Origin of the sequence: Mariniradius saccharolyticus AK6 (genome assembly GCF_000330725.2) — a bacterium.
In the GTDB taxonomy this organism is placed as follows: Bacteria; Bacteroidota; Bacteroidia; order Cytophagales; family Cyclobacteriaceae; genus Mariniradius; species Mariniradius saccharolyticus.
On the sequence record NZ_AMZY02000011.1, the window covers coordinates 1 to 22,688 of the forward strand.

Here is a 22,688-nt window from a genome sequence, read left to right on the forward strand (position 1 = left end):
TTTTCCAATTTTCCAATTTTCCAATTTTTACCAAAACTTCGTATCGATCATCATCATGATCGCCATCCCCAATACGATCGAGGAAATGACAAGCGCCCAATCCTTCCGATTGATGCCCACGATCCCCACCAAAATGCCGGAAACCACCATGAAAATCGCCACAATGACCAACTGCCCCACTTCCAAGCCAAGGTTGAAAGCCAATAATGGCTCAAACAAGGAGGCTTCTTTTCCCAACAAAGACCGCAGGTAATTGGAAAAGCCCAAGCCGTGGATCAAGCCAAAGAAAAGCGCGAAGAAATAATTGATCTGGATTCCCCGGCCGCTGCTGGGCTTGGGTTTGAAGATATTGCTCACCGCTGTGATTGCGATCGTGGTCGGAATCAAGAATTCGACCCAAGCCGAATCCACTTTTACCAGCTTGAGCGTGGCCAAAGCCAAGGTAATCGAATGTCCGATCGTGAATGCCGTGACGAGAATCAGGATTTTTTTCCAATCCCTTGTGATATAGATCGCGCATAGTGCCACCACGAAGAGGATATGGTCAAAGCCCTTGATATCAAGGATATGTTGGATGCCTAGTTGGAAATAGAGTTGGAACTGGCCCATGGGTGAATGGATAAATGTACCGCCGAGGTAAGCAAGCTTCGTCAGATTGAGTAATTTGCAAAGAAAACAATTTCAACCACGCGGAATGCAATTCTCTTTTATTTTCCTGCTGATTTGGGGATGGAAGGTGATTTTTCACCCCTTTTACATCAGTCTGACAGAGATTCGGTACAAGGCCGATCAAAAATCTTTGGAGATCGAGCAAAAGATATTTTGGGATGACCTTGAAGTGGCTCTTTCCAAGGACAACGGCCAAAAAGTCAACTTTCTGCAGCCTACCAATAAAACTGAACTCGACCGTTTGATCCGCGAATACCTCATATCCCACAACCAAATCAAAATCAACGGAAAGGTGGTAGCGCTGGAATATCTCGGCTACGAGATAGAGGAAGACGCCGCTTGGTTTTATCTGGAAGCAACAGAAATCCCGCTACCAAAAACCGTGGAAATCAAAAGCACATTGCTTTTTGACCACTTCGAGGGCCAGCAGAATATCATCAACTTCTACCTGGACAAAAAACCCAAAAGCATGATTCTGGTAAAAGGGAAGGAAACGGGAGAGTTGAGGTTCTAAGCTGGTTCCCAATAGTCAGGCCCTCGTTAGAATAAAACTCCCGCCAAATCTTTTGTATATTCATTTGTCCAAACCCTTCGGCAAAATGGTTTCAAAAACTTCCCTTAAAGGATTTTTTATTCTACTCTGCGGTGTTTTTCCCTTGGGATACTCCACTGCGCAGGATCTTGATCCGAGGGCGTACATTAGAGTTCCGGTAAAAACCACCACGGCATTTTTAGGATATGCGGGATCAAGAGGGGGCGTGGTCTCAGACCCAACAGTGATTATCCAGAATATCGAAGCTACCATCCATACTACCTCGGTTGGAGCTTCCCATTCATTCGACCTGTTCGGAATGACTTCGCAGATACTGGTAGTACTACCTTATTCTTGGGCGAATGTATCCGGTGATGTTGGCCAACAATCACAAAGCGTAAACAGGTCGGGAATGGCTGATATGAGAGCAAGGATATCAGTTTTGGTATTTGGTGCCCCGGCTGCAAACCTTGCCGAGGTCAAAGCCGCCCCGAGGAGCACACTTGTTGGCGTTAGTCTTAATCTGATAGCACCAACAGGACAGTTTTTCAGTGACAAGCTGATTAACCTTGGCACAAATAGGTGGTCATTTAGGCCAGAAATTGCCATTTCCCAACCCATAAGCAAACGGTGGCTTTTTGATTTCTACTCAGGAGTTTGGGTTTTCACCAACAACATTTCTTTTTTTCCGGGGAACCTCACCAGAACTCAAAACCCAATGGGGGCATTTCAGGCTCACCTCAGTTACAACATAGGTCCCATATTTTGGATTGCTATTGACGGAACATATTATGTCGGAGGCGAATCATCCATAAACAACCAAATCAATGATGATAGGGTGGAAAACACCAGATTGGGGATAACTGCGGTGATCCCGACAGGGAAAACCAGTTCATTGAAAGTTGCGGTCAGCACTGGAGTTCAGGTTAGGATCGGTAAAGATTTTAACACGTTATCGGTTGGTTGGCAAAAAACATGGCTCTACAAGGAGAAATAAAATGGCATAAAAAAAGCGGGTCCTTTCAACACGTCCTGTAAATCTGCCGGTGAAAAGAGACTAGACGGAAATGTCTACTTTTCCAAAAATCTAAATGTTAATTTTATCAATAAACTAGGCAGCCATGTGGACTGGGAAAATCAAACTCCGAATACATTCCCTTGCTGGAGCGTTGATATTTTTTGTGATCGGCAGTGGTTTCAATCCAATTCTTGCACAGGTCAACAAAACTCAGCCAAACATTTTAAATTACGTTGACTCCACGGACCTTATTCAAGTAATCAGAAGAAATAAAGCCGCAAAAGATGCAGCATCGGGAGTTCCGCAAAAGGGAAAACTCATGTATTTTCTTGTGCCGACCATAGGTTCAAATCCCTTGCTGGGATTTTTCTATGGCGTTGGCTTCACAGGTGCCATGTATTTGGGAGATCCGAAGACAACAAATGTTTCCAACATTACCAGTTCTATTTCCCTTACCACAAAAAACCAAATCATTGCCAATATCCGGGGAACAATCATGACCAATGATAACAAATGGGAGATGCTTGTGGATTTCAAATATGCCGATTTCACAGAAAATACCTATGGATTGGGCAGTGACTACAATCAGCCAATACAGGAAGGGTGGCATATCGGAGAGATCGTGACCACGGGAATCGAAGGATCCCAACCACTTGAATTCAATCAACTAAGGTTCCATTATACAGCGCTGAGGGCCATTGGAAATAAGATTTATGCCGGAATTGGATACCACCTCGATGGCCACATCAATATAAAGGATCTTTTACTTGACTTGGAGGCACCCGAACCTGTCATTACGAGTCATTATGGGTATTCGAGGTTAAATGGTATCGACCCCACTGGCTACAGGACCTCCGGCACAAGTGTCAATTTTGTACTTGACAGCCGCGACCATACCGTCAACACTTACTCGGGAAACTTTATACAGGTATCCTATCGGGTGAATTCAAGATTTCTCGCATCCACTACAGATTTTGACCAGTTGTATTTGGAAACCAGGCTTTTTAAAACCCTATCGCCAAGTAGACCCAGACATATCCTTGCGTTTTGGGGTATCGGGCACTTCATTTTGTCAGGAGAAGTCCCTTACATGCATCTTCCTTTCAATGCCAGCGACATGCGAAACAGGATGGGCCGGGGCTACGTAGCGGGCAGGTTTAGAGGTCCCAGCTGGGTGTCAGCAGAAGGTGAATACAGGTTTCCAATTAGCAGAAACGGTTTGTTTGGTGGGGTCGTTTTTGGAAGTTTAACGACAACTTCCAGGAATGCGCTCCAGATTTTTGACATTGACCAACCAAAGCTGAATTTATTCGAAGCCACAAGACCAGCAGCGGGATTTGGAGGACGGGTAATGCTCAATAAGACCGGGAGACTGAATCTGGCAATAGATATGGCCTTTGGACAAAACGGATCAAGGGGTTTTTATTTCGCAATAGGTGAGACTTTTTAAAGCGAGTCTGAGTCTCAAGAATCATTTTTGCATCACCGTTCCGCATTTTTTACAGGTGGTGTTTTCCGGATTGCCCCAAAAGCGTTCCATGATTGGCGGCAGTTGGCTGACGATATCGGTGATCTCGGCAAATTCCTCATAGAGCTTGTTGCCGCAGTTTTCACAGTGCCATATAAACCCATCCTTCTCTCCCGGCCTTCTGTAGCGTTCCATCACCAATCCGATCGTATTGGCGGGCCGACGCGGCGAATGCGGCATGCGCGCGGGCAAGAGAAACATTTCCCCTTCCTTTATTTCGATATCCTTCACGACGCCTTCGTCCACGACCTTGAGGGTGATGTTGCCTTCGATTTGGTAGAAAAACTCCTCGCCTTCGTCATAGTGGAAGTCCTTGCGTGAGTTGGGCCCACCGACGACCATCACGATAAAATCATCGTTTCCTTTGTAAATCACTTGGTTGCCGATCGGGGGCTTGAGGAGATGGCGGTTTTCCTCTATCCACTTCAGGAAATTGATGGGCTTGGCTACTGGCATGGGGAATTCAGATTTTGGCTTCACGGTAAAAGTATCAAAAAACTCCCTTTATTTTGGTTTAATTTGAGGCTTAAACAGTCCTTCCGATGAAATTCCCGATTGTTGATACCCATTGCGACCTATTGTCCTACTTGGCAAAAATCCCCGGTGCCTCCCCCCTGAAATCCGAGGATATTGCCTGTGCCGTTCCATTGTTGGAGTCTGGACATGTCCGGCTGCAGATCTGTGCGATTTACACGGACGTGAAGCCCGGAAGTATGGATTTGGCTACAAAGCAGGCATACGCCTACCGCGAAATGCTTATGAAATATCCAAAAAACGTCTGCCAAGCAGATGGGGAATTCGTCAGGAATCTGGAAATGCAGGAAAAAATCGGTTTGGTGACTGCCGTGGAAAATGCCGCAGGTCTGGCGGAAGAGGGCGTTCCGATCGGGAAAGCCTTTGAACAACTCGACCTGATCCTGAAGCTCACCAAGCGCATCGCCTATATCAGCCTCACCCACCATACCGAAAACAGGTTTGGCGGTGGCAACTATACCGAAAAAATAGGCCTTAGGGACGACGGGAAAAAGCTCTTGGACTACATCTCCGGGAAAAAGATCGCCATCGACCTCTCCCATACCTCGGATTGGCTGGCCGAGGGCATTCTCGACCATATCGACTCGCTTTCCTTGGATGTTCCGGTGATTGCGAGCCATTCCAATTTTCGGAAAATCTGGGACCACAAGCGCAACCTCAACGATGAGTTTGCCAAGGAAATTATCCGCCGTAAGGGCATCATTGGGATCAATTTCCTACGGGCTTTTCTGGACGACAAACATCCCGAGCGGATTTTTGAACATTTCCTCTACGGCTTTGACCTGGGCGGAGAGGAAAACATCTGCTTTGGAGCGGACTTTTTCTACACCAAGGATTTCCCCGATCCCAAGCGTTTTCCCTTCTACTTCCCAATCGTGGAAGACGCATCCAAATATCCGGCGATATTGGAAACACTCTCCAAAAGCCTCAGCGCAAGCCAACTGGAGAAGTTGGCGTACAAAAACTGTCAGCGCTTGTTTGGCAGTTTGTGGCAATAAGGCTCGGGGCTACAGATTTTTGTTAAAATTTGCTGAAACTTTTGGGATCAGAACTTTCGGGATACCGTTTGAGTTAATCCGCATATGCTTCTCAAAAGACTGCTTTTTTTCCTATTCCTATACTTGTCCACTTCCCAGGTTTTCTCGCAAACCTTGGTAAGGAAATACCTCAACAGCATCCTCAACGACACTACCGAATCAGCAAAACCAAAGTTTGTGATTTACCCCACCTTGGCCTATGCCCCGGAAACGAGTTGGGAAATCGGCTTTTCCACACTTTATGTGTACCACGCCAAGGGAAATATCGAAAATCGCCTAAGTGAAATCAGTGGATTTACTTTCATCACCTTGGAAAGTCAATACGGGCTCTGGTTTGACCATGCGCTGTATTCAGATCAAAGCAAATGGTTTTTTCTGGGTCGGATTCGGCTACAAAGTTTCCCCTTGAAGTACCATGGTATCGGCATGGATTCTCCCGAAGAATACCTTGCCTTGGTGGATGCCAATCAGATCTTGATAAAAGAAAGGGTCCTGCGGGAAATCAGGAAGGATTTCTACGTTGGACTCGAAACGGACTTTCAGCGGATGTCCCGTGTAGACTTCCAACGGTCCGAAAGCGCCCCAAATTTTGAATTGCCATTGGGATATGAAGGCTCGACGAACCTCGGATTGGGCCTTGGCTTGGTATATGACAACCGCCACAATGTCCTCAACGTGCGCAAAGGTTTCTTTGCCGAATTGGCTTACCTCAATTACAATGAAGCATGGAGTACTTTTGGATTTGAAGGAATCACTGCCGATGCCCGGATTTTCAAACCTATTGGCAAAAACAACGTCCTCGCTTGGCAGGGTATCGGACAGTTTTATTCGGGAAATGTTCCATTCAATCAGCTTGCACTTTTGGGTGGAGACAGCATGATGCGGGGGTATTATCTTGGACGTTTTCGCGACAAAAACCAGATCGCTACCCAACTGGAATTCCGTATGCTTCCACTCCCGCTTGGTTTTTCGAAACGGATCGGTGCGGCGGTGTTTGCTGGGACCGGTACGGTTTTCCCGGATTTTTCCAGAGCCGCTATCAACAAAGTTGTCTGGTCGGCAGGCGGTGGGCTGAGGTTTCTGCTTTTCCCTAAAAAAGATATCTACACCCGCTTCGATGTGGCGTTTACCGAAGAAGGAAGCGGGTTCTATTTGTTTATCGGAGAGGCGTTTTGAGACATTAGAAACGAGATACGAGATGCTAGACCAATGTTGTAGTGTTTTGATGGCAAAATTTCAGATACCCAAAAAAAAACGGCGGTCCTGAAGCCCGCCGTTTCTTTTTGAATTCAAATTGGTATCACTACTGCTTTTTCCAGGATGCTTTGCCGCCTTTGGCAGAGTCGACCGTGATGCTGTAATTTCCGCCGCCGGAAACAATCCATCGTACCTTCACCGCGCCCATGCCCGGGATATTTTCTACAGCAATTTTCTCAGGATTGACCTTTTGTTCAGCGTACTTCTTGAAATCCTCATTCTCGACCACAAATCCTGCCAAGACCTTCGCACCGGAGATCGTCACAAAATCCGGCCTTTCGATTTTGTACTTAAGGTCTTGGGATGAGTGTGTCGGAATCAAGCGCTCGTTGTAGATCGTCGCCGTGACCGCTTTCATGCCGCCGCCCAAGTCTTCTTCCTTCACGTCCATCACGCTCAGCTTTGGCGTATGGTAGGCGTGGAGGATGGTAAAGGCCGCGTTTCGATGGCCATCCGTTTCCAACAAAAATCCCGGATGCAAACGCCCAAAGTTCTTTTTGAAACCGCCCACTTCGATTTTTCCATACTGTGGATGGTCGAATTCTTTCCAGTCCACAAAGGCGTCGCCGAATGTTAGATAAGTATCTACTTTCATTTGCTCGTCCTGATTACCCCTACCGGCGTTTTGGTGGAAATAGAGGTAGGAAGTCATCAATTCATTGGAGTATGTGAATATGCCTCGTCCGCCGTAGAACCAATCCAACTGGCCACCAAATACTGAATAAAGATCTTTGTAGACCACGAGGTATTTGTAGCCCGGCATAAACTCTTCTCCTTTTTTACCGATCGCATCATATATCCGGATATCGGTTTGATTATAAGTTCCCAAATCCTCTTCTGCACCCGGCCCGCGCAAAATCATGCCACCGTAGTTGTGATAGGATTGGGCGGCGGCGATATTGGGATGTTTCATGACAAATTCCATCACTGCCCTGTTTTCCGGTACTGAGAATGGATACTTCCAAGCGCCACGCTGCACGTAGTCAGGCTGCCAGTTCCACGCCCAATCCCTATTGGGATCATAATATCCGATTGCATCTTCATTGACAGAACCATCGCCATCATTGTCCATCCCTTCAAAACCGAGCATTTCATATTCACCTTTTTGATCTGGAGCGACCATGACAAGCTTTCTTGGGTCCAATTGGTCCTTCACATACCTGCCGGTCGGCGATTTGCGGATCATCATGGTGATATGACCGTCCTTATTGAAGTCGTCGAAGCCGTCTTCCCCGATGACACCGTCACCATCGTCGTCCATATTGATCATGCCCGATCTTGGAGAGTTGAGCGTGTTGGGTTCATAGATAAAATTATCATGGGCGTCTGGGTTGATCGTCGGAGCAAGGTAAAAAGTCTTATCCTTCAGTAGCTGGGTGATAAAGTCCAAGTCCCCGTACATTTCAGAAAGGTACCAAGCCGTATAGAGCACAAACTCTGTCCCTTGGATTTCGTTGGAGTGGATGTTGCCATCGATCCAGATTGCGGGCTTGTCCTCCGCCTTTCCAGACTTAAAATCCGTAATGGTCAAGACCCAAATGTCGCGGCCTTGGTAGGACTTGCCGATGCTTTCGAGCTTTACGATATCAGGATGGCTTTTGGCCATGTTTTTCATGATTTCCTCCAATGCAATGTTGGAATGGTAGCGATTCCATGAAACCTGCACCTTGGGATTATGGGGCGTCCCAATCGCGCGGAAATATTTCTCCTGCGCAATGCCCTCCTGCAAGCCGGCCAAACTCAAGGCCAACCCAAGGAATGTAGTATATATCCAATTATTGAATTTCATCTTCTTGTTGGTTTAAAGTTTCACGTTAAGTGTCGCAAATCCAGTATGGGCTGCACCTGCTTTGATGTCCACAGAACCAGTTCCCTTGACAATCCAGCTGAGCGTGGTCTTTTCGTAAGCCCCCAACTTTTCGATTAGCTTGATCTTGTCGCCTGACACGATATCCTTTGGGTCACGGTTGATGTCTATTCGGATACTGCGAAGCCACCTGGACTTTTCACCCATTTCCGAATGGGTCGGCAGTGGCGAGTTGTTATACAAATCGGCCGTAATGCGGGTTAATCCGTTGCCGAGTTTTTCTGATTGCACATTGTGAAACTCCAACTTGGGAGCCATTCCAGCCAGTTTCAAAATGAAATCCGTGTGCTCTTTGGCTATATCACCCACTTTCGCATAGGGAGGATTGTGCATTACAAAAGGACGGATACCGCCCACTTCCACTTTCTGGTTGGGAAAATCAGGATGGCTGACAGGGGCCCAAGGGATGAAGGCATTTTGGATTCCCTCTTTTTCCGCCCAAGCCAGGAAATTGGCTTCAGCGTTTGAATTGGATTTTCCATCTTCACCTTTTACTTCAGGAACCCACCATCCTGGTGTACTGAAACTCAATCTCCCAAAGTGGAAATATGCCCATTGGAAGAAATCACCGTCGGTACCTTGGTTGCTTTGGTTGAAGGCCTTTTGACTCACGGTTTCATTGTAGATGCCAGATACCATGGCGTTGATCGCGACGTCCTTTTCAAGCATAGAGGTAATTACCCGCTTTCTCGCATCCGCTGCGCTGAACTTCAACGGTGCAGACAGGTTATTGGAGGGCCCAAAAGTCACGAAGGCGAAAATATTCCACTGCTCAAAAAGGTAATCGAGCGTCGCACGGCTTTCCGCCTGCGAAACTGCGTAATCCCCTGCGAGTGGCGTGAAAATCGGGAATTTGTAGGTTTGGTTTCGGTTGAAGGCGATTCCCTCTTCCAAGTCCTCCCCAAACTTTCCATCCTTGTCTTTGTCGCGGGTCTCTGACATCACCAGATGCGTTCCCTTTTGACCTTTGGCACGGTCAGCTTTGACCATTATCTTTGGATCTTTGTCGTGTGCGACATAATCGCCCATTGGACTCTCTACCCGCATCATCGTGATCAATCCGTCTTTGTTGAGGTCCTCATATCCGTCCTCGGATACCTGACCGTCCCTGTCGTGGTCAACCTTGGCCGCATTGCCCCTTCTCTCGTACTTGAGTGCAGCATGATACTGCTCATAAGCATCCGGAGACATGTTGGGGAAAATGTAGAAAGTCGTATTGTCCAAAGCGTTGCCATGTTCCTTGACGAGTCTTTCGGCAAACTGTACAGCCAACTCCACGCTGAGTACATGGAATCCTTCCACGCCGCCTACGACCGCAATCGCGGGCTTGTTGTCGAGATCTCCTTTACCGACTTTGAGGACCCAAATGTCTTTGCCCCCGGCGGTTTTGGTGAGGGAACTGAGCTTGGCCGAGCCCCCGCTGCCATTGGCCACAGCTTGTAGCCTTTGGCCCACTTGGCTGAGGGTCGGATAGTCGCCCTGTGCCAAGACTGCTGATTGCACGGTAAGCAGTAATCCTGCCCCGGCCATCAGAGATAGGTACATTTTCTTCATAAAGTATATCAGGTTTAGTTTTTGAAAAGGCAAAGCATATGTGCCTTTTGAGCCGCCTATGTTACAAAAAATAAACTTGTAAATGCAGCAATCATTTCGCCTATTGGAAACCGTGGTTTTGGAAGGCTAAGGCTGTGGATAAATGGGGGGAAAAGAGATTTGAGATTAAAGATTTGAGACTTGAGAGGTTACGAGGTAAATAAGAATCAAGGAATACGCAATCGGATTCTGTTAGGTAAAAAAGTAATCCGCTCGGTGTTTAGACGTGGGTACTTTTCGCCACTTCAGGAATTTATGGGACTGGTTTTGAGAAAAAATCTGTACTTTTCATTTCCAGTCAATAACAGCCATGTACCAAAAAATCGCCCTCGCCATTGCTTTTTCCCCCAGAATGGAAGCATTGATCGCCGAGTCAAAACGCATCAAAGACATCTTTGGCGCCCAACTAGTATTGATCCATGTCGGCGAGAAAACGGATGCACTTGAATCAAAGCTTAACGCCACGCTCGACAAAATTGGATTGCCGATCGATGGCGTGAAGGTGATTTGGGAAACAGGCAAGCCCGCCAAGAAGATCCTCCAAATGTGCGAAGCTGAGCAGGTCGATTTGCTGGTAGCAGGGGCACTGAAAAGCGAAAGTTTTGTCAATTATTACATCGGATCAATCGCCCGAAAAATCATCCGAAAATCGAAATGCGCTGTGTTGACTTTGATCGAGCCTTTGGAAAAACCCACGCCTTTCAGCAAAGTCGTCATCAACGGAACCCAACATGAACAGACACCCTTCGTGATCGAAAAGGGCCTGGAATGGTGCAAAATCGACGGCGCGAAGCAAGTACATGTCGTCAACGAGATCAAAATGTACGGGATGAAGATGGCTACTGCAGGAGAAGGCTCGGAAGAGGAGGTGTCCTCCGTACGCAAGAAACTTGTGGCCGAGGAAATCGCCTACGTGGAAGATATCCTCAAAACGATGGACAAAGGCTCTCTTAAGGTAAATGTCAAGATCACCTGTGGGAAATGGGCAGTTGAACTGGCCAAATTTGCAGAAGATATCAAAGCCGATCTCCTGATCGTGGGTGATGAGGGAAAGCTCGGCTTTCTGGACAGGCTTTTCCCCCATGATTTGGAAGAAATTTTGAGCAACCTGCCGTGTAACCTTCTGATCATCAAAAAATCCTAGGGCTGCATGGAGAACCTGACACACCAAGAAGTCGTCAACCTTTTGTTGCAGTTAGCTGCCATGCTGATGCTTGCGCGAGTTTTTGCAGAAGTGGCGCAGAAATTCAAACAACCCGCCGTAGTAGGGGAACTGATCGCGGGCATATTGTTGGGGCCGACGATTTTGGGAACCTTCCTACCAGAAATTCACGAGTATCTTTTCATGAGTAATCAGCAGGCAAATCTTGCTCTGGACGGTTTTGTACAAGTGGCGGTTGTGCTTTTACTTTTTATTGCGGGCCTTGAAGTAGAGCTCCATCTTGTCTGGTCACAAGGAAAGTCGGCAATTAATATAAGTTTCCTTGGCTTGGTGGTGCCGTTTATTTTCGGTTTTGTTTTTCCTTATTTTTTTCCAGATTTCTTCGGATTGGCTGATGGGGATCGTCTGCTCTTTTCACTCTTTATGGGTACCGCCATGTCGATCACTGCACTGCCCGTGGTGGTAAGGATATTGATGGATACGAATCTCTTTAAGACCAAAATGGGCATGCTAATCGTCGCATCCGCCATGGTCAATGATATCATTGGATGGCTGATTTTTTCGGTGATTCTTTCTCTAATGGGAAAAAGCAGCAACCTGTCCATGGTCAATACCATCGGCATCACACTGATCTTCACCTTCTTTATGCTGACCTTGGGAAAATTCCTCATCAACAAATCCCTCCCCTGGGTCAATAAGAAGATGGCTTGGCCAGGAGGGGTACTTTCCGTTTCAATGGCTTTTTGTTTCCTTTTGGCTGCGTTCACCGAATGGTTGGGTATTCATGCGATATTCGGCGCTTTTCTCTTAGGTGTGGCCTTGGGGGACTCGGACCATATGTCTGAGCGGGCCAAAGAAATCGTTCACCAATTTATCAACAACATCTTCGCTCCGCTTTTCTTCGTCTCTATCGGGCTAAAGATCAACTTTGTCGCCAATTTTGACCTCATGCTCACGTTGGCCATTTTGGCTATTTCATTTGCCGGGAAAATTCTTGGAAGTGGATATGGGGCATTTCGTGGCGGGTTTCAAAAGAAAGAATCCCTAGCCATCGGTTTTGGGATGAATGCCCGTGGAGCTATGGAAATCATCCTTGGTTTGATCGCATTGGAAGCTGGACTGATCAATGAAAAGCTTTTTGTGGCCTTGGTGGTGATGGCACTAGTTACCTCCATGACAAGCGGTCCATTGATGAAGTGGGCTTTGAAATCAAAGGAATAGGATTTTGCAATTGAGTTTGTTAAAAATTCCAAAAGCTGTTGCCGCTTTCGATTTAATTATTTTACTTTGACATACAAAGTACTTTTTATGAACAAAGAAAAATATCTGGATGACTTGAAGGAAATCCGTGAGATCATGGACAAATCCTCGCGGTTTATATCCCTGAGCGGGATGTCGGGTATCGTGGCAGGCATCATTGCCCTCGTGGGCGCCTATATCGCCTACGAGTACATTTATATAGACCATGCCTTTTACGGCTACCGGATGGTCGTGCTTACTCCCCAGACCATCAGCCAATTGTTGATTCTGGCCACAGTGATTTTGGTATTGGCCTTGGGAGCCGGCGTATTTTTCACCAAAAGAAAAGCCGAAAAGACCAAGCAGAAACTTTGGGACCTACAGACCAAACGGCTCATTTCCAACCTGATGATTCCGCTTGCGGCAGGAGGGATTTTGTGCCTGATATTTTTGTTGCGCGGGTATGTGGGCATCGTCGCCCCGCTCACCTTGGTATTTTATGGACTTGCTTTGGTCAATGCCAGCAAATACACGCTATCGGAAGTGCGCGCTTTGGGTTTGATGCAGGTGGCTTTGGGATTATTGGCCGCCTATTTTGTGGGCTATGGTTTGTTGTTTTGGGCTTTGGGATTTGGAGTCTTGCATATCATCTACGGAGTCAGGATGCATTTGAAATACGGGTCGTGAAAGATTTACTGCAGGATTTAGACAAAGCTTTTGAAAACCGGCTGCGGTTGGGGATTATGTCCGCCCTGATGGTCAATGATTTCCTGGACTTCAACAGCCTCAAGGACCTACTCGGCGCGACCGATGGCAATCTGGCAACCCATTTGAAAATGTTGGAAAAAGAAGGGTATGTCAGGTTTCAGAAGGAATTTGTAGACCGCAAGCCCAATACCAAATATGCCGCGACCGATGCCGGAAAAACCGCCTTCGTCAAACACCTCAACGCAATCGAAAAACTCTTAAGATAAAAAAATTTATCCACTCACTTTGAATCACAAAGTACTTTCACCTCAATAAAAATGGAAACAACAAACGCCTCCCCTTTCGCCTTCCTGTCGAAGTTTGCAATCACGTTCAAACTCATCGTAATTGGATTTATGGCGATTCTTCTGCTCATTCCTTCTGTCATGATCCAGGAATTAATTCACGAACGGGAAATGCTCAAGCAAACCGCCGTTGCCGAAATCGGCAGCAAATGGGCCGAAGCCCAGTTGATTTCAGGTCCGATCCTGACCTTTCCGATGCAGTTTGAAAAAAACGAAAACCAGAAAACGAGCAGTTATGTGGAGCACCTCCATGTCTTGCCGGATGACCTAAAGGTAACCGGTACGATATACCCCGAACAGCTGAAAAGGGGCATATTCACCGCGATCGTATATCGGTCAGATATCGAGATCAGGGGGACTTTTCAGGTACCCGCCGCATTTGACGAAGCGCACTTTGTCGGCATCAAGGGGGAAAAGGCCACAATCAACGTGGGGCTCGGCGACCTTCGTGGCGTCGAAGAAGTGGTGAATCTCAAATGGGGGACCGAAACATTCGCCGTGTCTCCAGGATCCACCATTCCCGACCTCCAAACGGCGGGGTTCCACGTGGCATTGCCCATGGAAAAGCTTAGCCCCGGAGCTGAGATCCCTTTTTCGATTCAATTGAAACTGCGGGGAAGCGAAAGCATTTACTTCATCCCGGTCGGCCAAACCACCGAAATCAAGCTGAGTTCGGCTTGGCCTTCACCAAAATTTGACGGAAAATTTCTGCCCAATGACCGGAAACTGGACGAAAATGGATTTGAAGCTTCCTGGAAAATCCTCGAACTCAACCGGAATTTTCCGCAACGATGGAAAAACGAAGCTTTTAACGCGCAACTGAAAGGTGCAGCTTTTGGCGTGGAATTGCTCTCCCCCATGGAGGATTACCAAAAATCCCTTCGCTCCGCCAAGTACGCACTCCTGACCATTTCGCTTACTTTCCTGATGTTTTTCTTGGTAGAAATCCTCGGAAAGAAAAACATCCACCCATTCCAATACCTGATGGTAGGCCTTTCTATTTGCCTTTTTTACGTGTTACTCATCGCGATTTCTGAGCACAGTAATTTCAACTTCGCATACTTGGTGGCGATGTCCGCGGTGATCATCACTATATGCATGTATTCCCTGCCGCTATTCAAATCGAAAAAATATACCCTCGCTTTGGGAGGTGTTTTGCTGGGAACCTTTGGGTTCATTTTCGTGACCTTACAAATGGAAGATTATGCACTCTTGATGGGAAGCGTTGGCTTATTTGTAATCTTGGCCGCGACAATGTACATCACCCGCAACATCGACTGGTACAACATCAAGGGTAGTTCGCAATCTGAGTGATAGTTTCTCTAACCCGCTGCGTCAGATTTTATGATCGGCGTAGCGGGCATTTTTTCGCAAAGAAAAGATGGTGAAATCAGCTATTTTTGGACAAAAATAATCCATGTTCGGAAAGGTCATCAAATCAACCGGAAGCTGGTACACTGTCAAGACGCCGGCTGGATATGTGCAGGCAAGGCTACGCGGAAAATTCAAGCAAGACGATCTCAAACTGACGAATCCGATTGCGGTAGGTGATGAGGTGGAAATGGAGAAAGAGGAAAATTCCAGCAGCATGGTCATTATGGAGATTTTGCCCCGTGAGAATTACATCATCCGCAAATCCACCAGAAAGACCCACTTCTCCCACATTATCGCTTCCAATATCGACCAGGCATTTCTGATCGTGACCGTGTCGCAGCCTCGGACTTCACTCGGTTTCATTGACCGTTTTTTGGTCAGCACGGAGAGCTTTAGGATACCGGTGACGATCATTGTCAACAAGGCAGATTTGATTCAATCTGAAAAAGACCGTGATTTTCTCGGAATACTTCACGAGATCTACGACCCACTCGGATATCCTGTGATTGAAGTATCCGCACTGAACGATCGTGACCTGAAATCAAAATTGGGAAAATTGCTGGATGGAAAATCAACGTTGCTATCAGGACATTCGGGCGTAGGAAAATCCACATTGCTCAATCAACTGATCCCCGCGGCACAACAAAGTACCAAGGAGATTTCCAAATTCAGCTCAAAGGGCGTTCATACAACCACTTTTGCCGAGATGTTTGAATGGGAGGGCGATGGGTACTTGATCGATACGCCGGGCATCAAGGAATTTGGGATTTTGGATATCGACGAATTTGAACTTTCCCACTATTTCGTCGAAATGCGCGCCTACTTAGGGCAGTGCCGCTACAACAACTGCCGCCATGTCAACGAACCTGGCTGTATTGTCCTGCAAAAAGTAGAGGAAGGATACATCCATCCTTATCGGTACGAAAGCTATCTGAAGATTCTTTTCGAAGAAGAAGACCACAAATAAAACGTCCTAAAGTCTTGCCATCCAACGAGCGAGCAAAACTTCGTGCACCAAGTAGGCACCCTCATCTACTACGACCATTTCGGACTTTTGGAGGGCCTTCAGGGCTGTGCTGACCGAACTCGCCGCACCCAAACGATACTTTTGGAGAAAATCCTTGCTCAGCGGATTGTGCAAAGGTTCTGCTTTGGCTATTGCCTTGAGGACCCGCCATTGGGTATGGGTGAGGATTTTGGAGAAATTGGCAAATACCGCCTGCTGCTGCTCCAAGATTTCTACCAAAACTTGTTCGATTTCGGCATCTTCGACGACGGTCGACCGGGAATACAAATAGTTGCAAACCAACTGGATGGTGTAAGTCTGCGACCTTGCCCAAGTGTAGACTCTCTCAATTTGTTCTTTGGAAATGGATTTCCCAGCTTCAGCAAAATGTCCTTGGATAAAATCGGTATATCGGTCCAAAGGGATAGGCTTCAGGGAAAGCAGTTGGGCACTTTGGTAAAAAGGGCGACTTGCCGATGCAAACATTTCGACCATCATCGTGCGGTGACTTCCACTGAAGATAAAGCGGATATCGGGAAATTGCTGTGTCCAAAACCGAAAGACAGCCTCCGCTTTGGCTTCTTCAAAATGGGCGATTTGCTGGAACTCATCCATACAAAGCACGATTTTCTTTTTCCTTTCGCGCAGAAACTCGCCCAAGGCCGTCAATGACTTGGGTTCACTGTCCGGAGGGCGCACGCCCACACTTAGCTCAGGAGCACCGGTAAGTGGACTAAAGCTAAGCGTTGCCCCTATCGAAGCCAGTAGTTTTTGAAAGGAAGCGGAAAAACCCGTCTCCAATTTCCCATACCGATCATACAGTGAACTGGCAATGGCCTGTACCGCTTCATCGATCGAATGACAGGCCAAAAAATCCACAAAAATCGTCTCGTGCTCTCCCTCCTCTTCGAGCAGATCGAAAAACCGCTGGATCAAGGCTGTCTTCCCCAATCGCCTCCAAGCATACAAGACCACATTTCGCCCGTTTTGGATGTGCTCCTGCAATTTCTCGATGTCATGTTCCCTGTCACAGAAGTATTTCTTACCGTGATAGGTATGCAGTACGAATGGATTGTCGGGGGTTTTCATATTATTTTCAAATCAGAGATTTTATTGCGCAAATTACGTAACGCATTTTACGTAACGCAATTTACGCAATAACGTTGGATTTGCAAACGAATGGAAAAATGATAGCAATGCTCCTCGCAATCCATGCGGTCACTCACCACAACTTGCTCAAGCCATATACGGAGACTGCCAAAATAGCCGCTACACTCACCCAAAAAAATGCCTCGGTCCAAGGTCCCGTCAATAGTTTCAAAGAGCGGTTCTTAGCACGAAACTTGATCGCTGCCCAAACGACTACCCATAGCAAAACCGAACCGACTACGCCACCCGAAATGATCATGACCCCGGGTAATTTGACGAAAAGGAAGGTAAGCGCCCAAATAGCGGGCAACGCCCAAGCCAAAATAGCTACCCATTTACCCCGATCTTTGGATGCCTTTATCCAGCCAAATTGGGCAAAAACATCCGGCAGCAAGCGGGACCAGTAGGCCAAGGTAGCAAACACACTTGAGTAAAGTGCGAAAAACCCTCCTGCCAAATACCCCAACTTGGCACCAGTTCCCAGCGTTTCGGTATAGATTCCCGCCAAAGCCAAAATCAAATCGTTGCCGTCGGGAATGCTTTCCTCCCCATGCAATACCGCCGCACCCAACAAATAAAAAGCAGCCGTGACAATCGTGTACACCAACATGGCCAAAAACGAATCCAGGTACATCACCCTCAGCCAGCCATCGGCACGATTTCGCCAAGCCTCACTGCCATCATTTGGCCCCACATATTTCGAATATCCTTTTTCCTGGCACCAATAAGTATAGGCAATAATCTCATCACTCGCCACGCCCGTGATACCGAATGCCCCAATTGCCACCCATATCGCCTCGCGGGGAAGTTTAAATTCCAATCCAGAGTGCACTTCCTCCCAACTGAATGCAAATGGCGTGAAAAAGAGTGCTACCAGAGAGACTAATGTGAAAATCGTAAAACCAAATACCAGCACGGTTGCTGTCTTTTCGATCAGGAAGTATTTGTTTTTGTAAACAAAAAGGCTCAGCGACAAACCGGACAAAACCACCCAAACCGCGACAGGGATAGGCGGAAAAACAAGGCTGAGAATGATGCTCGCTCCACCCAGCATACCGCCTAATTGCAGGATTTTGAATAGGGTAAGAGCAAAAACAGACCAGACTGCCCAATTCGCTTTTCCAAGACGGGGGCCCTCGAAATGGTTGAATTCCTCCATCAAGGGCCGCCCTGAAAGGATGGCGTTTTTCCCAAACTCAAGTTGGACGGCTACTTTCACTAGACAGCTCAACAAAATCACCCAAAAAGTCACGAACCCAGCCTTTGCACCTAGGACCGTGGTGGCGATCAATTCTCCAGAACCTACGATCGAAGCCGACAAAATCAATCCTGGCCCCAAAAAACCGAGCCTATGTTTCAGCGAAGTTGGAGGATTTTGAATGCCGATCAATTTCATGATCCTGAATATAGGGGAAAACACCCCTATTTCAGCACCCCCTTAAGGATTTAGAGGAAAAGAATTCCAGCCCTTTAGCAGCGTCTTTGCAGCGCTACTCCTTGTTTTCCAGATTCGGAGTAAACGGATTGGACTGCCGGATAAGCCCATCGGGAAGTTCACCTTCGGTAGATGCTACCGCGACGCACACCACGACGTCGCCCGTGATATTGACCACCGTACGGAACATGTCCAAAATCCGATCCGGGGCGATGATCAGCGCTACTCCAGCACCGGGCACGCCAATAGCCTCCAGTACGATAATCAGCATAATCAAGCCGGCGCCAGGGACACCAGCTGAGCCAATTGCCGCCAAAGTCGCGGTAAGTACTATTGTCAATTGCTGTGAAAGTGTCAGGTCCATACCCAAGGCTTGAGCGATAAAGACCGCCGCCACCGCTTGGTAAAGGCTTGTCCCATTCATGTTAACGGTCGCACCCAAAGGAAGCACAAAGCTGCTGATCTCCTCAGAGACACCTATCTCGTTTTCCACCTGACGCATGGTCACGGGCAGCGTAGCATTACTTGAAGAGGTAGAGAATCCCAGCAACATCGCAGGACGAATCGCTTTGAAGAAATCCTTAACGGGCAACTTGGTGAAACTCTTCAAAATAACCACATACACCCCGGCGACGACCAAGACCAACCCTCCTATGACAATGAGGGAATATTTGGCCAGCGCAAAAAGCAATTCAACAGCCGAATCGGGATTTTCGCCAGCGATCTCCACGATCAGAGAGGCCATCAATGCAAACACACCGTAAGGCGCTATGAGCATGATGTATTCGACGATTTTGATAATGACATCATTGAACGCATCAAAAAATGAGGTGAAACTCTTGGCTTTCTCTTTTGGAATCTGCAGCAAGGCAATGCCGACGATGATGGCAAAAAACACAACCTGGAGCATACTGCCATTGTCAGCGGCGGCTTTCACGATATTTTCGGGAACCATATCTATAATCGGCTGGAGAGGGCCCTGTTGATTTACCTGGGCTGCTTGGCTCGCCTTTGTGCCAACGGTATCGTCATAGAGTGATAGCAAATTGTCACGGGTGGATTGCGGAAGACTTTCGCCGGGGCGAAGCAAATTCACCAACAACAAACCTACCGATATCGCAATGATTGTTGTCACGAGATAGGCAAATAGTGTTTTTCCACCAATCCGGGACAATTTGGAGATATCCCCCAAATTAGATACGCCGATCACCAATGAAGCAAAGACCAAGGGCACCGCGATCATTTTCAATGAATTGATGAAAATTGTCCCGACGGGTTTGATAAAATCAAGGGTGAAAGAAGGATCCAATCCAAACTTGATGATGACCAAACCAAATACGAGTCCGAGCACGAGGCCAATGATGATCTGGGTAGGGAGGGAGATTTTCTTGAACATGTCGAAATGTTGGTTTAAAGCTTATTGGTACGGCTGATCAGCAGATGATCAGCCAAAACGAGCGCCGCCATCGCTTCTACGATCGGGACCGCCCGCGGCACTACGCAAGGGTCATGTCTCCCTTTTCCGGAAACTACCACAGATTCTCCGGATTCGCTAACGGACTCCTGATCCTGCATAATCGTGGCAACAGGCTTAAATGCCACATTGAAATAAATATCCTCGCCGTTGGAGATACCGCCTTGGATGCCACCCGAGTGGTTGGTTCGGGTTCGGACACGGTTTCCTTCTTGGTAAAAGGCGTCGTTATGTTGAGACCCACGCATCTTCACGCCTTCGAAGCCGCTACCGTATTCAAAGCCCTTTACGGCATTGATACTCAGCATGGCTTTCCCCATATCTGCATGGAGACGGTCAAAAACCGGCTCTCCCAAACCTACCGGTGTACCCTTGACCACGCAACTCACGATACCGCCAATGGTATCCCTATCCTTCCTCACTTGGTCAATCAGCTCGATCATCCGATCGGCCGTCTCCGGGTCAGGACAACGAACGATATTATCCTCGGTCTTTGCTAAATCCAATTCTTGGTAAGACTTTCCTAATTTCAAGTCACCGACTTGGCTTACGAAAGCCTGAACGGTGATTCCATAGTGCGTTAGAAACAACTTAGCGATAGCTCCTGCAGCTACCCGAGCGGCCGTTTCCCTTGCACTGCTGCGACCTCCACCTCGGTAATCACGGATACCATACTTTTCAAAGTAGGTGAAATCTGCATGGGAAGGTCTGAATTTGTCGGCAATATGGCTATAGTCTTTACTTTTCTGGTCGGTATTCATGATAACCAAGCCTATGGGCGTACCCGTGCTTTTGCCCTCAAATACCCCGGAAAGGATCTGGAATTCGTCCTCCTCTTTTCTTTGTGTTGTGATTTTGGACTGACCGGGCTTTCGCCGCTGCATTTCTTCGCGGATAAAATCCTCATCAATCGGCAGGCCTGCTGGACAGCCTTCAATAATGACTCCAAGGCCCAATCCGTGGGATTCCCCAAAGGTGCTGATTCTGAAAATTCTCCCAAATGAATTACCCATTGCCTTTTCTCATAATCAGGACGGCCAGCAAAATCACCGATCCGACCAATAATAAATTCATCAAAACTGAAAAATAGTACTTATATCGCTTGTTTGAAAGTTTGTTGTTTTCCACATCGATCAAATCATAGATACCGCCCAAGCGCTGATTGGAGATGGCTTGGTTGACTTTTGACTCCCCGCTGACGTTGACGATTGCCGTAGGCCTGAGGGTATCGTACTTGGCGGTCACCGGATTGAAGTATATCCAGTCAAAATAGTCCTCCAATTTCACTTGGCCCGGTTCATTGATGGTCATATAGTAATTAAACTCCTTGATTCCTGTGACACGCCCGTTGCCGCGGTTGATTTGCTGTCGGACGTTGGGGTCGTAGGTATTGAGAAGATGGATTTGTTTTGTTTTCGGGGGATTGATGGAATTGATGTTTCCTTCCCCACTGATACCAAAATTGTACGTGAACCCTTCTCCGGTTTGGGCTTCAAATTCCTGAATATTTTCCCTAAGTTGGAAAACGCCGACACTAACCTCATTGCGAAGTGGATGAGGGGGAAGTGGCTTCACCTTGATCTTTTTGGCTGAGGAATAAAACTTCTTGAAATCCTCCAAGCGGTTGGCTCCAAAGAAAGTCGGGTTCTTCGCTACTTTGTACTTGATCATTTCCCAAGAAATGGCCGGAATGGTGATTTCTCCTTCGGAAAAAGGGAAAAAGGTGGCCTCGTACACCTTATACTTGATCCAATTTTTGCCGTTGAAGCTAACACGTTCGGGTTGGATATTGGTTATGTTGAAGTTTTCCTCCCAAGCATTGGAAGGCTTCATTTTTTTCAAAATCTCATCCAGTTGCCTTCCGGGCTCATAGAACTGGAATGGAGCCTGGTTGGTCTCAGACATGTAGAATGCCAGACTAACGTTCAAACCCTCCCCTACAAATATCTCCTCCTTGTCCACCGTGGACGCAAAAAATGCATCATCCTCAATTTCGATAAATTCCGGCTCCTCGGGCGTAGCTCCAAAAAGGTCATTGAAAGGATCAAATACATTGGACTGGCGCTGGGCCCCACGGGGGTCGCCGACCGTGATTGTCTTGCCGGGGGAAGTATAATCAGCACCATTAATCTTGATGCTAAATCGACCCAAGGTAAATTCCCCTTTCTTGGTGGGTTTGTAATATTGAATAATGGAATTGGTGCTGCTCACCTGTCCATTGATGACATTCATCGAGGAAGATTGCGACAAGCCCTGCTTTTGGAAACTCGGAATGTCGGGAAATTCGTCGTAGGACTTGATTTTGTCATTTGAAATAGTGACCTTAATGCTGAAAGTCTCGTTTAGACCTATTTCGCTCGGTCCCAGTTCAATCGTCACCTCTTGGGCCTGGGCAAAATTTAACACCCAAAATAATACCAATACAGTACCGACAATCGTTTTCAACATGGTAGGCAAATCAATAAGGCCTGCAAAATAGCTTTATATTTTAAACGCAACAAACCTATTTACGTGTCGTAAAACTAGGCGTTGCCAATTCTTTTCACCTTAAACTGTTTGACATATGCTAGAGTACGTGAAGACAATTTTGACGAAAGTAAGTTTCGACAAAAAACTATTCGAGAAAGAATTGAGGAAGGCGCTGAATCTTCTGATGCCCGCCGAAATCCAAGAGTTTAAAGAATGGTGTTACCAGAAATTTTCCAGAAAATATCAGCCGGTATTAGACAAGTATTTTGTCGCTTTGGCGGGTTAATACATAC

21 protein-coding genes are annotated in these 22,688 nt (G+C 47.1%); 12 read left to right on the forward strand and 9 right to left on the reverse strand.

The features are described from left to right. Positions 1-27: 27 nt before the first annotated feature. Positions 28-609: a HupE/UreJ family protein gene (locus tag C943_RS11435; protein WP_008627779.1), complete on the reverse strand. Its 582-nt coding sequence runs from the start codon at positions 607-609 to the stop codon at positions 28-30. Positions 610-694: 85 nt separating this feature from the next. Between C943_RS11435 and C943_RS11440 the strand changes: the two genes are divergently transcribed. From C943_RS11440 to C943_RS11450, 3 genes are all read left to right on the forward strand, one after another. Further along, positions 695-1,183, forward strand: coding sequence for a DUF6702 family protein (locus tag C943_RS11440; RefSeq protein WP_008627781.1), 489 nt, complete (start codon positions 695-697; stop codon positions 1,181-1,183). An 85-nt stretch (positions 1,184-1,268) separates the two neighbouring features. After that, positions 1,269-2,198, forward strand: a complete 930-nt coding sequence (locus C943_RS11445) for a transporter (protein ID WP_008627783.1) — start codon at positions 1,269-1,271, stop codon at positions 2,196-2,198. A 124-nt stretch (positions 2,199-2,322) separates the two neighbouring features. Next, complete coding sequence (locus C943_RS11450) at positions 2,323-3,669, forward strand: BamA/TamA family outer membrane protein (protein ID WP_008627785.1); 1,347 nt, start codon at positions 2,323-2,325, stop codon at positions 3,667-3,669. A 21-nt stretch (positions 3,670-3,690) separates the two neighbouring features. Here C943_RS11450 and C943_RS11455 read toward each other — a convergent pair whose 3' ends face one another. Continuing rightward, entirely contained in the window at positions 3,691-4,203 is a 513-nt protein-coding gene (locus tag C943_RS11455) for a 3-hydroxyanthranilate 3,4-dioxygenase (protein WP_008627793.1), read from the reverse strand. 86 nt (positions 4,204-4,289) lie between these two features. On the opposite strand from C943_RS11455, the gene C943_RS11460 reads away from it, so the two are divergent. Together C943_RS11460 and C943_RS11465 are read left to right on the forward strand one after the other, a co-directional pair. Beyond that, the gene (locus C943_RS11460) at positions 4,290-5,279 is read left to right on the forward strand and encodes a dipeptidase (protein ID WP_008627795.1); all 990 of its coding nucleotides are present in this window, start codon (positions 4,290-4,292) and stop codon (positions 5,277-5,279) included. An 84-nt stretch (positions 5,280-5,363) separates the two neighbouring features. Next, positions 5,364-6,494 carry a BamA/TamA family outer membrane protein gene (locus C943_RS11465; RefSeq protein WP_008627797.1) on the forward strand — a complete coding sequence of 377 codons (1,131 nt, stop codon included), beginning with the start codon at positions 5,364-5,366 and terminating at the stop codon, positions 6,492-6,494. A gap of 127 nt (positions 6,495-6,621) precedes the next feature. Here the strand turns inward: C943_RS11465 and C943_RS11470 are convergent, their stop codons facing one another. After that, entirely contained in the window at positions 6,622-8,364 is a 1,743-nt protein-coding gene (locus tag C943_RS11470; RefSeq protein WP_008627799.1) for a M14 family metallopeptidase, read from the reverse strand. 12 nt (positions 8,365-8,376) lie between these two features. Continuing rightward, positions 8,377-9,996 (reverse strand): M14 family metallopeptidase, encoded by a 1,620-nt coding sequence (locus C943_RS11475; protein ID WP_008627802.1) that lies wholly within the window; start codon positions 9,994-9,996, stop codon positions 8,377-8,379. 349 nt (positions 9,997-10,345) lie between these two features. On the opposite strand from C943_RS11475, the gene C943_RS11480 reads away from it, so the two are divergent. The 6 genes from C943_RS11480 (at position 10,346) to rsgA (ending at position 15,829) form a co-directional block, all read left to right on the forward strand. Continuing rightward, complete coding sequence (locus C943_RS11480) at positions 10,346-11,179, forward strand: universal stress protein (RefSeq protein WP_008627805.1); 834 nt, start codon at positions 10,346-10,348, stop codon at positions 11,177-11,179. A gap of 6 nt (positions 11,180-11,185) precedes the next feature. Beyond that, positions 11,186-12,418 (forward strand): cation:proton antiporter, encoded by a 1,233-nt coding sequence (locus C943_RS11485; protein ID WP_008627807.1) that lies wholly within the window; start codon positions 11,186-11,188, stop codon positions 12,416-12,418. Between the two features lie 87 nt (positions 12,419-12,505). Next, the gene (locus C943_RS11490) at positions 12,506-13,123 is read left to right on the forward strand and encodes a hypothetical protein (protein WP_008627808.1); all 618 of its coding nucleotides are present in this window, start codon (positions 12,506-12,508) and stop codon (positions 13,121-13,123) included. Continuing rightward, positions 13,120-13,410, forward strand: a complete 291-nt coding sequence (locus C943_RS11495; RefSeq protein WP_008627809.1) for a winged helix-turn-helix domain-containing protein — start codon at positions 13,120-13,122, stop codon at positions 13,408-13,410. Before C943_RS11490 ends, C943_RS11495 begins: the two co-directional genes overlap by 4 nt. A gap of 51 nt (positions 13,411-13,461) precedes the next feature. Beyond that, a complete protein-coding gene (gene creD / locus C943_RS11500) occupies positions 13,462-14,802 on the forward strand; it encodes a cell envelope integrity protein CreD (protein ID WP_040480417.1) in 1,341 nt (446 codons plus the stop codon). 103 nt (positions 14,803-14,905) lie between these two features. After that, entirely contained in the window at positions 14,906-15,829 is a 924-nt protein-coding gene (gene rsgA / locus C943_RS11505) for a ribosome small subunit-dependent GTPase A (protein ID WP_008627821.1), read from the forward strand. 6 nt (positions 15,830-15,835) lie between these two features. Here the strand turns inward: rsgA and C943_RS11510 are convergent, their stop codons facing one another. The 5 genes from C943_RS11510 to C943_RS11530 form a co-directional block, all read right to left on the reverse strand. Continuing rightward, positions 15,836-16,957: an AAA family ATPase gene (locus C943_RS11510; protein WP_008627824.1), complete on the reverse strand. Its 1,122-nt coding sequence runs from the start codon at positions 16,955-16,957 to the stop codon at positions 15,836-15,838. 133 nt (positions 16,958-17,090) lie between these two features. Then, entirely contained in the window at positions 17,091-18,413 is a 1,323-nt protein-coding gene (locus C943_RS11515) for an Nramp family divalent metal transporter (RefSeq protein WP_040480420.1), read from the reverse strand. A 94-nt stretch (positions 18,414-18,507) separates the two neighbouring features. Next, positions 18,508-19,848 (reverse strand): dicarboxylate/amino acid:cation symporter, encoded by a 1,341-nt coding sequence (locus C943_RS11520; protein WP_008627827.1) that lies wholly within the window; start codon positions 19,846-19,848, stop codon positions 18,508-18,510. 14 nt (positions 19,849-19,862) lie between these two features. Then, on the reverse strand, positions 19,863-20,939 hold the full coding sequence (aroC, locus tag C943_RS11525) for a chorismate synthase (RefSeq protein ID WP_008627829.1): 1,077 nt from the start codon (positions 20,937-20,939) through the stop codon (positions 19,863-19,865). After that, a complete protein-coding gene (locus tag C943_RS11530) occupies positions 20,932-22,374 on the reverse strand; it encodes a BatD family protein (protein ID WP_008627830.1) in 1,443 nt (480 codons plus the stop codon). Before C943_RS11530 ends, aroC begins: the two co-directional genes overlap by 8 nt. A gap of 115 nt (positions 22,375-22,489) precedes the next feature. Here C943_RS11530 and C943_RS11535 point away from each other — a divergent pair, with 115 nt between their 5' ends. Next, entirely contained in the window at positions 22,490-22,681 is a 192-nt protein-coding gene (locus tag C943_RS11535) for a hypothetical protein (protein ID WP_008627831.1), read from the forward strand. Positions 22,682-22,688: the final 7 nt, after the last annotated feature.

What these genes read in the sequence shown, in the direction of transcription:
- C943_RS11515 (WP_040480420.1), bottom strand. Translation starts at nt 18,413, where the DNA reads ATGAAATTGATCGGCATTCAAAATCCTCCAACTTCGCTGAAACATAGG.
- C943_RS11535 (WP_008627831.1), top strand. Translation starts at nt 22,490, where the DNA reads ATGCTAGAGTACGTGAAGACAATTTTGACGAAAGTAAGTTTCGACAAA.
- C943_RS11480 (WP_008627805.1), top strand. Translation starts at nt 10,346, where the DNA reads ATGTACCAAAAAATCGCCCTCGCCATTGCTTTTTCCCCCAGAATGGAA.
- C943_RS11470 (WP_008627799.1), bottom strand. Translation starts at nt 8,364, where the DNA reads ATGAAATTCAATAATTGGATATATACTACATTCCTTGGGTTGGCCTTG.
- C943_RS11445 (WP_008627783.1), top strand. Translation starts at nt 1,269, where the DNA reads ATGGTTTCAAAAACTTCCCTTAAAGGATTTTTTATTCTACTCTGCGGT.
- C943_RS11520 (WP_008627827.1), bottom strand. Translation starts at nt 19,848, where the DNA reads ATGTTCAAGAAAATCTCCCTCCCTACCCAGATCATCATTGGCCTCGTG.
- C943_RS11490 (WP_008627808.1), top strand. Translation starts at nt 12,506, where the DNA reads ATGAACAAAGAAAAATATCTGGATGACTTGAAGGAAATCCGTGAGATC.
- creD (WP_040480417.1), top strand. Translation starts at nt 13,462, where the DNA reads ATGGAAACAACAAACGCCTCCCCTTTCGCCTTCCTGTCGAAGTTTGCA.
- C943_RS11440 (WP_008627781.1), top strand. Translation starts at nt 695, where the DNA reads ATGCAATTCTCTTTTATTTTCCTGCTGATTTGGGGATGGAAGGTGATT.
- aroC (WP_008627829.1), bottom strand. Translation starts at nt 20,939, where the DNA reads ATGGGTAATTCATTTGGGAGAATTTTCAGAATCAGCACCTTTGGGGAA.
- C943_RS11465 (WP_008627797.1), top strand. Translation starts at nt 5,364, where the DNA reads ATGCTTCTCAAAAGACTGCTTTTTTTCCTATTCCTATACTTGTCCACT.
- C943_RS11475 (WP_008627802.1), bottom strand. Translation starts at nt 9,996, where the DNA reads ATGAAGAAAATGTACCTATCTCTGATGGCCGGGGCAGGATTACTGCTT.
- C943_RS11510 (WP_008627824.1), bottom strand. Translation starts at nt 16,957, where the DNA reads ATGAAAACCCCCGACAATCCATTCGTACTGCATACCTATCACGGTAAG.
- rsgA (WP_008627821.1), top strand. Translation starts at nt 14,906, where the DNA reads ATGTTCGGAAAGGTCATCAAATCAACCGGAAGCTGGTACACTGTCAAG.
- C943_RS11455 (WP_008627793.1), bottom strand. Translation starts at nt 4,203, where the DNA reads ATGCCAGTAGCCAAGCCCATCAATTTCCTGAAGTGGATAGAGGAAAAC.
- C943_RS11530 (WP_008627830.1), bottom strand. Translation starts at nt 22,374, where the DNA reads ATGTTGAAAACGATTGTCGGTACTGTATTGGTATTATTTTGGGTGTTA.
- C943_RS11460 (WP_008627795.1), top strand. Translation starts at nt 4,290, where the DNA reads ATGAAATTCCCGATTGTTGATACCCATTGCGACCTATTGTCCTACTTG.
- C943_RS11485 (WP_008627807.1), top strand. Translation starts at nt 11,186, where the DNA reads ATGGAGAACCTGACACACCAAGAAGTCGTCAACCTTTTGTTGCAGTTA.
- C943_RS11450 (WP_008627785.1), top strand. Translation starts at nt 2,323, where the DNA reads ATGTGGACTGGGAAAATCAAACTCCGAATACATTCCCTTGCTGGAGCG.
- C943_RS11435 (WP_008627779.1), bottom strand. Translation starts at nt 609, where the DNA reads ATGGGCCAGTTCCAACTCTATTTCCAACTAGGCATCCAACATATCCTT.